10 protein-coding genes are annotated in these 12,860 nt (G+C 63.2%); 7 read left to right on the top strand and 3 right to left on the bottom strand.

Annotated elements, in window-relative coordinates; all coding sequences use genetic code 11:
* Positions 1 to 65 precede the first annotated feature (65 nt).
* The gene (locus OPU71_RS17815) at positions 66 to 1,967 is read right to left on the bottom strand and encodes a glucan 1,4-alpha-maltotetraohydrolase domain-containing protein (RefSeq protein WP_267729414.1); all 1,902 of its coding nucleotides are present in this window, start codon (positions 1,965 to 1,967) and stop codon (positions 66 to 68) included.
* Positions 1,968 to 2,056: 89 nt separating this feature from the next.
* The gene (locus OPU71_RS17810; protein WP_267729413.1) at positions 2,057 to 3,949 is read right to left on the bottom strand and encodes a glucan 1,4-alpha-maltotetraohydrolase domain-containing protein; all 1,893 of its coding nucleotides are present in this window, start codon (positions 3,947 to 3,949) and stop codon (positions 2,057 to 2,059) included.
* A 613-nt stretch (positions 3,950 to 4,562) separates the two neighbouring features.
* Here OPU71_RS17810 and OPU71_RS17805 point away from each other — a divergent pair.
* Genes OPU71_RS17805 through mnhG form a run of 6 tightly spaced genes read left to right on the top strand, consistent with a single transcriptional unit; the run spans position 4,563 to position 10,166 of the window.
* On the top strand, positions 4,563 to 7,304 hold the full coding sequence (locus tag OPU71_RS17805; RefSeq protein WP_267729412.1) for a monovalent cation/H+ antiporter subunit A: 2,742 nt from the start codon (positions 4,563 to 4,565) through the stop codon (positions 7,302 to 7,304).
* Positions 7,301 to 7,642, top strand: a complete 342-nt coding sequence (locus OPU71_RS17800) for a Na+/H+ antiporter subunit C (protein ID WP_267729411.1) — start codon at positions 7,301 to 7,303, stop codon at positions 7,640 to 7,642. The genes OPU71_RS17805 and OPU71_RS17800 overlap by 4 nt, the downstream gene beginning before the upstream one ends.
* On the top strand, positions 7,639 to 9,090 hold the full coding sequence (locus tag OPU71_RS17795) for a proton-conducting transporter membrane subunit (RefSeq protein WP_267729410.1): 1,452 nt from the start codon (positions 7,639 to 7,641) through the stop codon (positions 9,088 to 9,090). Before OPU71_RS17800 ends, OPU71_RS17795 begins: the two co-directional genes overlap by 4 nt.
* Positions 9,087 to 9,566, top strand: coding sequence for a Na+/H+ antiporter subunit E (locus OPU71_RS17790; RefSeq protein WP_267729409.1), 480 nt, complete (start codon positions 9,087 to 9,089; stop codon positions 9,564 to 9,566). The genes OPU71_RS17795 and OPU71_RS17790 overlap by 4 nt, the downstream gene beginning before the upstream one ends.
* Positions 9,563 to 9,847, top strand: a complete 285-nt coding sequence (locus tag OPU71_RS17785; protein WP_267729408.1) for a monovalent cation/H+ antiporter complex subunit F — start codon at positions 9,563 to 9,565, stop codon at positions 9,845 to 9,847. The genes OPU71_RS17790 and OPU71_RS17785 overlap by 4 nt, the downstream gene beginning before the upstream one ends.
* Positions 9,831 to 10,166, top strand: coding sequence for a monovalent cation/H(+) antiporter subunit G (gene mnhG / locus OPU71_RS17780; protein WP_267729407.1), 336 nt, complete (start codon positions 9,831 to 9,833; stop codon positions 10,164 to 10,166). The genes OPU71_RS17785 and mnhG overlap by 17 nt, the downstream gene beginning before the upstream one ends.
* Here mnhG and OPU71_RS17775 read toward each other — a convergent pair.
* On the bottom strand, positions 10,150 to 10,911 hold the full coding sequence (locus OPU71_RS17775; RefSeq protein ID WP_267729406.1) for a PEP-CTERM/exosortase system-associated acyltransferase: 762 nt from the start codon (positions 10,909 to 10,911) through the stop codon (positions 10,150 to 10,152). The genes mnhG and OPU71_RS17775 overlap by 17 nt on opposite strands.
* Positions 10,912 to 11,068: 157 nt before the next feature.
* Between OPU71_RS17775 and OPU71_RS17770 the strand changes: the two genes are divergently transcribed.
* Positions 11,069 to 12,685 carry an FAD-binding oxidoreductase gene (locus OPU71_RS17770; RefSeq protein ID WP_267729405.1) on the top strand — a complete coding sequence of 539 codons (1,617 nt, stop codon included), beginning with the start codon at positions 11,069 to 11,071 and terminating at the stop codon, positions 12,683 to 12,685.
* Positions 12,686 to 12,860 lie beyond the last annotated feature (175 nt).

Genomic DNA, 12,860 nt, shown 5'->3' with positions numbered 1-12,860 from the left:
TTGCCGTGAGGGATGGCACGCATGGCAGCGTGTGGGACGCCGCCATGCGTGGTCTTGCGGAGGGTTTAGAACTTGAAGCTGCCGTCAGCGCGTGTTGCGGTACAGGGCGACGTGGTGGTCGTCGTGAACTCGCGGTTGCCGCTGGCGGTGCTCTGGTTGCCTTCCCAAACCGTTGCGCCGGTGCTCGGGTTGTACTTCACATACTTGTACTGCGTTGCTGCGCCGGCCGGCAGGTCAACCGTACCGGTCCACGTGGCGTTGGCGCCGGTGCCCTGAATCGTCAGTGCCTTCGACGAAGCGGGCGACCAGCTGCCCAGCGGGGTCTGGTTGCCGACGACGTAGAGGTTCTGGCCGAAGGTGGTATTGGCGTTGGCGATGCTGAAGGTCACCGCGACGGATGTGCAAGTATTGCCACCCGACGTTGTTGCGACAATCGGCGGAGTCACCCAGCCGGAAGTGTTGCCGGCAAGGTCATAGGCTTGTACCGAGTAGCTGTAGGACGTGCTGGCGGCCAGGCCATTGTCGGTGTAAGCCGTACCGGTCGTCGAACCCAGCAGCGCGCCATTGCGTGACACGCGGTAGCCTGCCACGCCCACGTTATCGGTTGATGCTGACCACGCCAGCGAGACGCTGCTGGCCGTTACGCCGGTGACGCGCAGGTTGGTCGGTGTTGTCGGGGCTTCCGGATCGGGGCCCGTGCCTTCCTTCCAGACCGAATAGTTCGCGCCCGAGGCCACTTGCGTCCAGGCGCCCGAGGGGCTCCATGCATTCGGGCCAATCTTCATCGCCAGCTTGTAGTTCGTGCCGGTAATGATTGCCGCGTACAGGCCAGAGGCCGCCTGCTGGATCGCCACGGCGGAAGTCGAGGTCACGCCGGCTGCCTTGCGGGCGTCAAGCAGTGCCTTGATGTCGTTCTTCAGGCCCCAGTTGTACACGTGAGCGTAGTAGACCGACGGCACGCCCGGGTGGGTCAGCACGTAGGCGTAGCCCTGCATCACCTTGTCGCACGGCACCGGCCAGTGGTTCTGGCCGACCGAGCAGGATTCCGACGGGCCGGTATCGTGGTTGTCGACGAAGGTCACCATCTTCTGTGCCCACCAGCCGATGCCGCCGGCCGGCTTGCCCGAAGCATCCTTCAGTCGCCAGTACTCGTTCGCGGCCAGCGCCTGGTTGAGCAGGCCCTTGGTGGTGAAGTCGAACGCACCGCACTTGCCGCTCGCGCCATCGACAAAGTTCATCAGCAGCTTGCGGTGGGCGTCAACGTCGGCGTAGTTCAGGTCGGTCCACACTTCGCCAACGCAGAAGTCGGCCGCCATGGCGTCCTGATACATGCCGGCGTAGTAAGGGCTGTAGCCCTTCGAGTAGTCGTAGCGGATGCCGCTGAAGCCGGCCGCCTTGATGCGGGTCGTTAGCCAGGTCTTGATGTCGTTCTGCACGAAGGCTTGCGTGTGATCGAGGTCACGCGCGGAGCCGTAGCTGGCACCGGTGTCGGCGTTGCCGCACTTACCGGCCCATTCGTCGTTGCTGACGACGGCACGGCAATCCCAGGTCGGGTTGGTGAAGTCGCCCCAATCGTTGGTGCCATCGCGATGGTTGATGACGATGTCAGCCACGCTCTTGATGCCTTGCGCCGCGAGGGCCGAGGTAGCGGCCTTCAGTGCGGCTTCACTGCCGTAGTAGGAATCGAGCTTGTTGAGCTGACTCGGCATGTAGCCTTGCTTGGCGTAAGGGCGGGAATCCGATGGCGGCGGGAACCAGACGTGCGTGACGCCCAGCGTCTTCAGGTCGGCTGCCTTCGATTGCAGATCGGCATACCAGCTGCCGTTGGCCGAATTCCAGTGAAAGCCCTGGAACAGAACGGCGGAACTGGCTTTGTCTTGTTCGGTTGCTGCCTGAACGGGGGTGATGCAGGCGAGTGCGCTACTGACGGCGAGCGCCGTCAGCGCAAGTTTGTGAGGCAATTGCATGGATAACTCCAGAGTGGGGGGACATCGGGAAATAGCGGGGCGGGGCGGCTCCGCATGAAGCCGCCCGGCCTTACTGCAGTGCTACATGCTTAGAACTTGAAGCTGCCGTCAGCACGCGTTGCGGTGCACGGCGCCGTAGTCGTCGTCGTGAACTCGCGGTTGCCGCTGGCGGTGGTCTGGCTGCTTTCCCAGACCGTTGCGCCGGTGCTCGGGTTGTACTTCACATACTTGTATTGCGTCGCCGCGCCAGCGGGCAGGTTCACCGTGCCCGCCCAGGTGGCATTGGCACCGGTACCCTGGATCGTCAAAGCGAACGACGATGCCGGCGACCAGTTGCCGAGTGCGGTCTGGTTGCCCACGACATAGAGGTTCTGGCCGATGGTGGTGTTGGCATTGGCGATGCTGAAGGTCACGGCCACCGAGGTGCAGCCGGTGCCACCGTTGGGCGTGGTGACCGACAGCGCAGGGGTGCTGTAGGCGGAGGTGTTACCCGCCGCGTCGTAGGCCTGAACCTGATAGCTGTACGTGGTGTTGGCAACCACTGAGTTATCGGTGTAGCTGGTGCCGGTGGTGGTAGTCAGCGTGGCGCCGTTACGTGCGATCCGATAGCCCGTTACGCCGACGTTGTCGGTCGACGCTGCCCAGGTCAGCGGAACGCTGGTTGCTGTCACGGTGCCCTTGGCGAGATTGGCCGGAACGGTCGGAGCCTGGGTGTCGCCGCCGCCTGACTTCCAGACTGCGTAATTCGCGCCCGATGCCACTTGAGTCCAGGTGCCCGACGGTGCCCAGCTGTTCGGACCGATCTTCATCGCCAACTGGTAGTTTGTGCCGGTGATGATTGCCGCGTACAGGCCAGAGGCCGCCTGCTGGATCGCCACGGCAGAGGTGGAGGTCACCCCTGCGGCTTTACGCGCATCGATCAGCGCCTTGATGTCGTTCTTCAGGCCCCAGTTGTACACGTGGGCGTAGTAGACCGACGGCACGCCCGGGTGGGTCAGCACGTAGGCGTAGCCCTGCATCACCTTGTCGCACGGCACCGGCCAGTGGTTCTGGCCTACCGAGCACGATTCGGACGGGCCGGTGTCGTGGTTGTCGACGAAGGTCACCATCTTCTGTGCCCACCAGCCGATGCCGCCGGCCGGCTTGCCTGCGCCGTCCTTCAGGCGCCAGTACTCGTTCGCGGCCAGTGCCTGGTTGAGCAGGCCCTTGGTGGTGAAGTCGAAGGCGCCGCACTTGCCAGCGGAACCGTCGACAAAGTTCATCAAAAGCTTGCGGTGAGCGTCGACGTCGGCGTAGTTCAGGTCGGTCCACACTTCGCCCACGCAGAAGTCGGCCGCCATCGCGTCCTGGTACATGCCCGCGTAGGTGGCACCATAGCCCTTCGAGTAGTCAAAACGCACACCGGTGAAGCCAGCTCCCTTGAGGCGGCTCGACATCCAGGTCTTGATGTCGTTCTGAACGAAGGTTTGCGTGTGGTCAATGTCGCGGGCCGCGTCGTAGCTGCCGCCGGTATCGGCGTTGCCGCACTTGCCGGTCCACTCGTCACCGCTCACGACCGCGCGGCAGTCCCAGGTCGGGTTGGTGAAGTCACCCCAGCCGGTGCTGCCCACACGGTGGTTAACCACTACATCCGCGACACTCTTGATGCCTTGGCCAGCGAGTGCCGAGGTTGCGGCCTTAAGCGCAGCCTCCGTGCCGTAGTTTGAGTCGAGCTTGTTGAGTTGGCGGGGCAGGTAGCCCTGCGTCGACGCGGCATCCGATGGGGGCGGGAACCAGACGTGAGTTACGCCAAGCGTTTTGAGGTCGGCTGCCTTGGCTTGAATGTCGGCATAGAAGCCGCTGGTTGCCGAGTTCCAGTGGAAGGACTGGAACAGGATTGCGCTACTGGCCTTGTCTTGTTCGGTGGCGGCCTGGAGGGAGGGTGCTGCAAACGCACTGGCGACGGCGAGGACGATACCCAGTACGCGGTGTTGCTGTTGCATGTAAATCTCCTTTGGTTGCTGTCATCTGGCTTTGCGGGCCGGGCCCTTCTGTTTGAGCCCTGGCTCATGCAAGCCGGTTTGCCCGGGCCGCGCGACATGGGCGCAGCCTCGTGTTTGGACTCAGCGGCAAAGTGATTCAGCCGCTGCGAGCCGGTAGTAACTTGAGTTCTAGGGAGCTTTGCCTTGCGGCCCGGACAGGGCGTGCGGCGGCTGCAGCGTGGCTGCAGTGCGATGCAATTCGGGACGAACTTGCGGCGGCTGCCGGTGGACGGCAGCAGGCGTCGCGCGTGAACGCAGTTGCAACATCATGGAACGCTCCAAACGATATTGCCGGCCCTGTTCTGTTATCTGCACTCACGTCGCGCAGCCGGGCTCGAAGAGCCAGACCCGTGTGTGCTGACAGGGCATCGGGTGACATCCTTCAGTGAAGATGTCTTTATGGTGCCATCAGTAAACATCACAAATTCAGTAAAAGCAAGCAAATTGCATTGGCATATTTTCCCATTCATCCGGAACCCAAACGGCGCCTGCGGTGTCAGGAATCCTTCAAGGCAGTTAAGATGGGCGGTGCCTGCGGGCTTCGAGGGCCCGCCGCCAAACCGAACCCGGATCCATGACGCTTCTGACGATCTGCTTGTTGCCCTGGTGCGCTGCGCTGCTGCTCGCTCGATTGCGAAGCGCGACGGCGGCATTTGCGCTTGCGGGTGCATGTGCGCTGGTGGTGCTCGGCTTGCTGGGGCAGATGGCGCAAGCCGTCTGGGCAGGGCAAACGCTGCAGAGCTCGGTGGCGTGGCTGCCTGCGTTGGGGGTCTCGGCCACGCTGCGGATTGATGCGCTTGCCTGGCTCTTTGCCACGCTGGTGAGCGGGATCGGCGCGCTGGTCATCCTCTACGCCCGCTACTACATGGACGGCGACGAACGCTTGCCACGCTTCTTCGCGCTGCTGTGCGCCTTCATGGGGGCGATGCTCGGCGTGGTGCTTGCGGGGGATCTGGTGTTGCTGGCCATGTTCTGGGAGCTGACCAGTCTTGCCTCATTCCTGCTGATCGCCTTCAACGCCCCTGATCGTGGTGCGGTACGCGGGGCGCGCGCGGCGCTGGCGGTGACCGGCATGGGGGGCCTTGCGTTGATGGCTGCGGTGGTCATGCTGGGGCGCGCCGCAGGCAGCTTTGATCTGGCCACCGTGCTGGCGGCCGGCGATGTCGTGCGTGCCGACCCGCGCTATCCATGGATTCTCACCTGCTTCCTGCTTGCGGTGTTTTCAAAGTCAGCCCAGTTCCCGTTCCAGTTCTGGCTGGCGCGGGCCATGGCGGCCCCCACACCGGTTTCGGCCTACCTGCATTCGGCCACCCTGGTCAAAGCGGGCATCTTTCTGCTCTTGCGCTTCTATCCGGTTCTGGGTGGCACGGATGCCTGGTTCTTCGCGGTCAGCACAGCGGGGGCGATTACCCTGCTGTTGGGGGGCGTGGCGGCGGTGTTCCAGCATGATCTGAAAGGCTTGCTGGCGTATTCGACGGTGAGCCACCTGGGGCTGATTACGCTCTTGATCGGTTTCTCGACCCCGACGGCAATCGTGGCGGCGGTCTTCCATGTGATCAACCACGCCACCTTCAAGGCCAGCCTGTTCATGGCCGCGGGCATTGTCGATCATGAATGCGGCACGCGTGATCTGCGCAATGTGAACGGCATGTGGCGCTACATGCCCTTGACCGGTTCGCTCGCCATTGTTGCGGCCGCAGCGATGGCGGGGGTGCCGCTGCTCAACGGGTTCTTGTCCAAGGAAATGTTCTTTGGTGAGGCGCTGGCGCTTGAGGGCCATGATCCGATTGCGCTGCTCGCGCCGCTTGCCGCCTTGCTGGCGGGCGCGGCCGGGGTTGCCTACTCGGCGCGCTTCGTGCATGACGTTTTTTTCAACGGCGCGCCGATCAATCTGCCGCGAACGCCACATGAGCCGCCGTTGTGGATGGCGGCGCCAGTTGCCGTGTTGGTGCTGTTGTGCCTTCTGGTCGGCCTGATTCCCACACCGATCATTGGCGCGCCACTCGCGGCTGCGGCGCATGCAGCGCTGGGCGGCTCGCTGCCGAGCTATTCCCTGGCGCTGTGGCATGGCTTCAATGGGCCGCTTGCAATGAGTGCGCTTGCTTTGGTGAGCGGGGTGGGGATCTATGCAGTGCTGATGCGCAAGCGTGCCTTGCATCAGCGGCCGTTGCCCGATCCTTGGGGATATCGTCAGTTTGAACGCCTCTTGCTCACGCTGGCGCGCAGCGGTGTCGTACTGGTGCGGCAGTTACGCGGCGACCGGATGCGCTTGCAGATGGCGGTGCTTGCCCTTGCCGCCGTGTTGGCTGCGGGCTGGCCCTTGTTGGGGGGCGGATTCGAGGCTCACCTGCCCGAACTGACCGCGGCGATCCCGCAGGGCGGGATCATCGTCTGGGTGGTCGGCGCCGTATTCGCGATTGCGGCCACCAGCGCGCGTAACCAGCCGGTGACGGTGTTGCTCTTTCTCGGCGCGGTCGGGCTTGCCGTGGCGCTGGCCTTTGCGGGGCTGTCGGCGCCAGACCTTTCCTTGACCCAGTTGTTCGTGGAAGTGGCGACCGTGCTCTTGCTGCTGCTTGCACTGCAACGCCTGCCGGTTGAGGCGCCGCCAGTACGCAGTCTGGGTAAGCGTTTGCGCTATGCCGCGATAGCCGTGGCTGGCGGCGGCGGAACCGGATGGCTGGCGTGGGAAGCGATGCTGCGCAAGCCTCCCGCGATCTCTGACTACCAGCTTGCCAACGCGGTCAGCGGCGCCGGTGGCACCAACGCGGTCAACGTGATCATTGTCGACTTCCGCGGGTTCGATACCTTGGGCGAAATCACCGTGCTGGCGGCGGCGGCATTGATCGTGTGGGCGTTTCTCGCGCGCGAGCGGGCCGGCGTGCTGGGGCGCTTCCAAGGCTCGTTCATGCTGCCAACGGCGGTGAAGATCGTGATGCCCTTTGCGGCGCTGGTGGCGGTTCATCTGTATCTGCGCGGGCACAACCTTCCGGGCGGCGGATTCGTTGCCGGCTTGCTGCTCGCGATTGGCCTCGTGCTTGAGGCGCTGGCCCTGGGTTCTTGGCGTTCGCCCCATGCGCGGCCGGTGCGCTGGCTTGCTGCAGGCCTCGGACTGGCCTTGCTGACCGGTGCGGCGAGCCTCGCGCTGGGCTATCCCTTCCTGACCAGCGCCTTCGGGCATCCGGTGCTGCCGGTGCTGGGGGAGATTCCGCTTGCGAGTGCGGCACTGTTTGATCTGGGGGTACTGGCCGTGGTGGTCGGCGCCACGGTCATGCTGATTCTGGCCTTTGCCTTTGGGCGTGAGGAGGGCAAGAAATGACGCTTGAGCTGATGCTCGCTTCGCAGATCGCGATTCTGGTTGCCTGTGCGCTCTACTGCCTGATGCGGGGCCGCCTGTTTGACGTGATCGTTGGAATCACGCTGCTCTCATACGGTGTGAACCTGTTTCTCTTCGCCATGGGGCGGCCCGCGCCGGACAAGGCGCCCATCGTGCCGGCGCATGGCGGTGCGCTCTCGCCGGCCGATTATGTCGACCCCTTGCCGCAGGCGCTGGTTCTGACCGCCATCGTGATCGGTTTTGCGATGACCGGCCTGATGGTGGCGCTTGCGCTCCGTCGCAAACAAGCTGACGGTGACGACGCCGGGGCGGAGCAATGACGGTGGGCAGTGTGCTGCAAGTGCATCTTGCCGTATTGCCGATCCTCCTGCCCTTGCTGACGGCAACGCTGGCGCTGGCATGGCCGCGCGCATCGCGCCCGATCAGCCTTCTCGGGGCCCTGGCGGTACTGGCCGCATCGATGGCCTTGGTGTTGCAGGCCGCGGGCGGAGTCCAGACCGTCTATCTGCTGGGCAACTGGCAGGCGCCCTTCGGCATTGCGCTGATGGCGGACCACGTGAGTGCCTGGGCGCTGCTGGCCACGGCCTGGGTGCTGTTTGGGGTGCTGGTCTTCTCGATTGGTGGCGCGCAAGACGAAGGGGCGTTCTTCCACCCCTTGTTCCACGTACTGTGGATGGGCGTGAATGGCGCGTTTCTTACGGCAGACGTTTTCAACTTGTTCGTGTTTTTCGAGGTTATGCTCGTCGGGTCGTATGGCCTCGCCCTGCAGGGCGCCAGCGGCGGGGCTGTGGGCGCATCCTTGCGTTACGTCGCCATCAATCTGGCTGGCTCGGCCTTGTTCCTGATTGCGGCAGGCGTTTTGTACGGCGTGTCCGGGACTCTGTCTTTCGCCGATCTGGCGGTGCGGCTGCCGCAGTTGCCGGCGGCCGACCGCCCGCTTGCAGTGGCAGGGGTGGGCTTGTTGTCGGTGGTTTTTCTCCTTAAGGCCGCTGCCTTGCCGTTGTCGGCATGGTTGCCGCAAACCTATGGCCGTATCGCCCCCGTTTCGGCCGCCGCCTTCACCTTGCTGACAAAATTGGGCGCCTACGGCCTGCTGCGCCTGATGACCCTTTGGGGCGGTGCGTTGGGTGACTGGCCGCTTGCCGGCATCGTGCTGGCCTGTGGTGCCGGGACACTTCTGCTGGCTGGTTTCGGGGCGCTTGCGAGTCTATCGCTCACGCAAGTCGCAACCTGGAGCGTGCTGTCGTCGAGCGGCTTTCTGATGCTGGTTTTTGCGAGCGCTTCGCCACAGGCTGCGGCGGCCGGGCTGCTCTACCTGCCGGCCAGTGCGGTGTGCGCGAGTGCGTTGTTCCTGGTAGCTGATCTTCAGCGGCGCAATTGCCTGGGCGCATCCAGGCTGTGGTTACTCGCGGCGGCGGCGGGCGTGGCCGGCCTGCCGCCTTTCGCCACGTTCATTGCGAAGCTGCAGGCCCTGGACGGTGTGCTGGCTTCACCGGTGCTTGCCTGGATGGCCCTCGTTATCCTGTTGGGTGGCTTGCTGTCGGTGGTTGGCCTGGCGCGAGTGGGGCTGCGGGTCAGCAATCGCGGTGGCAAAGCAAGCCTTTCAGAACAACTGGCGCTTGCCTGGCTGTGTGGTGGCGCACTGCTGCTTAGCGTGTGCGCCGGGCCTGCGCAACGCTATGTTTCTGAGGCGGTGACGCAAATGGCAACTCCGGATGCCTACATTCAAGCAGTGCTCGGGCAGGCCCCGATGCGGAGCGTGCCATGAGCCGCAGTGGCCTGCGCTGGGGATGGTTTCTTACGCTCTGGGTGGCGTGGCTGCTGTTGCACGGGCAAGCCTCGGTCGGGAGTGCCTTGCTGGGTGTCATCGTGGCGTGGGGCGTCGTGGCCTGGCTGGTGCCCGGTTTGCCTTCAAAGCGCATTCGCCCTTGGGTCCTGATTCGCTTGGGCGCTCGCGTCCTGATCGACATCGTTGCTTCAAACCTGTCGGTCGCCTGGTTAGTGATGACTCGCCCAAGTCGCACGCGGCCTGCCTGGGTGTCTGTGCCGCTTGAATTGCCTGACGACATTCGGGTCGTCATGCTGGCGGCCATTGTTACGCTCACCCCCGGTACCTTGTCAGTCGAGTACGACGCAGAACACGCCAGCTTGCTCGTCCATGTGCTCGATACGGCTGAGCCTGCCGCCGTTGCCGCAGAAATCAAAACGCGCTACGAATCCTTGCTGCTGGAGTTGTACGCATGACGGAAACCGTCTTGCCATTCGCCATACTCGCCTACCTGCTCGCGCTCCTGCTGTGCGGTGTGCGCCTGCTTCGCGGGCCCTCGGCGGAAGACCGGGTGCTCGCCCTCGATACGCTGTACGTAGTGGCGCTCGCACTGATCGCGGCCCTGAGCATTGCCTTAGGCCACCCCTTCAACTTTGAAGGTGTGCTCGCGATTGCAATGCTCGGATTCGTCGGCACCGTCGCGGCGGCGCTTTACCTCTTGCGTGTGAAAGGGGGCAGCAATGCCGATGTGGGCTGATATCTGCGTCGCGGTGCTGCTGATCGTCGGGGCCCTTGCCGCCTTGATTGGCACCTGGGGCATGCTGCGCCTGCCCGACTTCATGACCCGTCTGCATGCGCCGACAAAAGCCGCAACACTGGGTGCAGGCTGTGCCCTTGCTGCGCTGGCCTTGCGCTTCTACTTCGTTGAAGGCGGTAGCAGCTTGCGCTACCTGATCCCGCTGGGGTTCGTTTTTGTCACCGCCCCGGTCAGTGCTCACATGCTTGCGCGCGCCTGGCGGGCGCGTCACCCGGTGACGCCCAAACCTGACCCCGCCATGCCTAGCGCTTCGCCGTAGCCTCGAATGCCCGGTCAATCGACGTTCTGACAACGTCGTAGAGCGGCCGCATCATGGGTTTCATTTCTTGCGCGATCTTGTCAGGCCGCAGGTATGACGGCACCCTAAGGCCACGGTGTTCGATACCGCCACCGACTTGGCGAATATCAAAACCGATCCGGGCAAAGTGCATTGCCAGGCGCGGCTCGGTCAGCACGAACACGTGATTCAGGTTCTCGCGCAAAGAGATCGCAACGCACGCCAGGTACAGGCTGACCGGGATGAACGGGAACCGGGACGCGGGCCCGTTTGAACGGAAATCGTCGTCGCTGATCGACACCGGTTTGTCCTGTTCGTCTTTCCGGCGGCGGAAGTCGGAAATCACCGCCAGCCGTGATACCTCTGCGACCGAGGCGCGTGGAAGCGTCGCCGGATCGATGATCGTGCGATCCAGGGTGTCCTTGCAGTGTTTCTCAAATGGAAGTGGCGCTGCCGGATTCTCCGGGTTGGTACGAATCAGGCGTACACACCCCACCGGGCGGGCGTTCTCGCCCCGTGTCCGCAGAACACAGTGCATCGACTGCGCATCGTACGGGTCGGTTTCCTGCCGGGTGTCGCGTTCGGCCTCAAAGTGCAGATCCTTGCAATAGACCTCATGCCGGACAAAGAATGCTTCGCGCTTTACGGCTTCATCCAGCGCAGGCACCACCTCGAAATACTTGCTGAAGCTGTCGCCAAGGTTGCCTGGAACCAGTTCTGCGGACATTGCGGTATCTCCGGGCGAAATCGCTCTTTCAATTCTAGCGCCATCACGCTTGCGGGCTTCGTGAAAACAGGCCGGACTTCGATCGATATGTGTTGGCCGTCATGCTTGTGATCAACTATCGTCTGACAAGTCAGAAGCTTGCATGGAGGGCTGTGCCGTGATCGACATCGAGAAGGTGAACGCTGCATTGTCGGCCTGGTCGGCAATGCTCGGTGGTGAGGTCATGGGCGGTGCTGAAGCGACGGCCGCCTACGGTGTCGACTGCGGCGCGGCCGAGCGGGTCGTGCTTGGTGCCATTCGACTCCAGCACGGCGACAAGGAGAAGCTCCCTGCGATTCTAGAAGTCGCTCGACGCACCGGTGTCCCCCTGTACCCGATCAGTACCGGCCGTAACTGGGGGTATGGAAGCTCGCTTCCCGCACGGACAGGCGCGGTCATTCTTGACCTCGGCGGGCTCAATCGCATCCTCGACTACGATCCCGAATTCGGCACCGTCACGCTTGAACCGGGTGTCACGCAAAGACAGCTTTGCCAGTTCTTGGCGGACAAGGGATCCCGCTACATCGTGCCGACGACCGGCGCTGGCCCCGATGTCAGTCTGCTCTCTAATGCGCTCGAACGAGGTTACGGCATCACGCCCTACGCCGACCACTTCACCGCCTTGTCCAATCTTGAGGTTGTGCTGCCAAACGGGGAATGGCTTCGTGCGCCCTTCGGGAGCCTCGGCGTACCGACGCTCGACCGGATCTTCCGGAACGGCATCGGCCCGAGCTGGATCGGCTTGTTCACACAAAGTCCGTTCGGGATTGTCACAAGCGCAACGATCACGCTTGCGCCAAAGCCTGAGCGAACGGCTGTGTTCCTGTTCTCGCTCAAGCGGCAGGAAGATTTGCCTCGCATTGTCGAGCGTGTAAGGGCGGTGCTTCAGGCTTGCGGCGGGCTTGTTGGTGGTGTGAATTTGATGAACCACCAACGCATGCTTTCCATGACTATTCCGTACCCGCGCGAGCGCTTGTCCGGTGCGCCGATCATGCCTGAAAGCCTTGCCGCAGAGCTCGCGCGCCAGAACATGATCATGCCGTGGACAGGGTTTGGCACGCTTTACTCGTCCGCGGCGTTGCTGCCGGCAGTCAAGAAAGAAGTGCGTCGCGCGCTCGCAGGGGTTGCGACGCGGCTTGTGTTTCTGACGCAGGACAGAATCCAAATCCTGCGAAAAGGCGTCGCCTTGGCGCCTGCTTTCATTGCCAATCGCGCCGAAGCGAGTCTCGCGACGTTGGCGAAGTCACTGGACCTGATTCAGGGAATCCCGAATGAGACAGCGCTTCCGCTTGCTTACTGGCTGAGCGGCAAGCGTGACGATGGCAATGCACCGCTCAATCCGGCAAAGGACGGTTGCGGCTTGCTCTGGTACGCGCCCCTGGTTCCGATGAACGCATCCTTGGTCAATGACTACACGATCTGGGTGGTCAAGCGGATGCGAGAGTTCGGCATCGAACCACTGGTGACCTTGACAACCATCTCGGACAGCATCTTCGACAGTACGGTCCCGATCCTGTTTGACCGTGCCGACCCGCGTGCGGCCGAGAACGCCAAGCAGTGCCTTGCCGCCCTACTAGAAGAAGGGCGGCTGCGCGGCTATACGCCCTATCGCGTGGGGATCGATTCGCTGCCGTGGTTGCTTGGCAAAGGCGGGGAGTCCGCGAGGTTCGTGGCGGATCTCAAACGGCATCTGGATCCCGCCAATATCCTCTCGCCCGGACGCTACACGACATAGACGGCGCCGACATTTGCGGTGCCGTGAATCGCCCCGAGTTTTGTGGAGGCTGTTTGGTTTAAGTCAGGCGGTCACAGCAGCCTGATTGGCGAGTTGCCGGTAGTAGTTTGCCTCAGCTTCTGCCGGCGGGATGTAGCCGATCGGTGCGAGTAGTCGGTGATGGTTGAACCAGGCG

Source organism: Niveibacterium sp. 24ML (assembly GCF_026586805.1).
Taxonomy (GTDB): domain Bacteria; phylum Pseudomonadota; class Gammaproteobacteria; order Burkholderiales; family Rhodocyclaceae; genus Niveibacterium.
Note: the sequence above shows the minus strand (reverse complement) of the source record. Positions and strands in the feature narration are given on the sequence as shown.

Bases quoted from the DNA above. Each gene is read 5' to 3' on its own strand.
- OPU71_RS17815 (WP_267729414.1), bottom strand. From the start codon at position 1,967: ATGCAATTGCCTCACAAACTTGCGCTGACGGCGCTCGCCGTCAGTAGC.
- OPU71_RS17810 (WP_267729413.1), bottom strand. From the start codon at position 3,949: ATGCAACAGCAACACCGCGTACTGGGTATCGTCCTCGCCGTCGCCAGT.
- OPU71_RS17805 (WP_267729412.1), top strand. From the start codon at position 4,563: ATGACGCTTCTGACGATCTGCTTGTTGCCCTGGTGCGCTGCGCTGCTG.
- OPU71_RS17800 (WP_267729411.1), top strand. From the start codon at position 7,301: ATGACGCTTGAGCTGATGCTCGCTTCGCAGATCGCGATTCTGGTTGCC.
- OPU71_RS17795 (WP_267729410.1), top strand. From the start codon at position 7,639: ATGACGGTGGGCAGTGTGCTGCAAGTGCATCTTGCCGTATTGCCGATC.
- OPU71_RS17790 (WP_267729409.1), top strand. From the start codon at position 9,087: ATGAGCCGCAGTGGCCTGCGCTGGGGATGGTTTCTTACGCTCTGGGTG.
- OPU71_RS17785 (WP_267729408.1), top strand. From the start codon at position 9,563: ATGACGGAAACCGTCTTGCCATTCGCCATACTCGCCTACCTGCTCGCG.
- mnhG (WP_267729407.1), top strand. From the start codon at position 9,831: ATGCCGATGTGGGCTGATATCTGCGTCGCGGTGCTGCTGATCGTCGGG.
- OPU71_RS17775 (WP_267729406.1), bottom strand. From the start codon at position 10,911: ATGTCCGCAGAACTGGTTCCAGGCAACCTTGGCGACAGCTTCAGCAAG.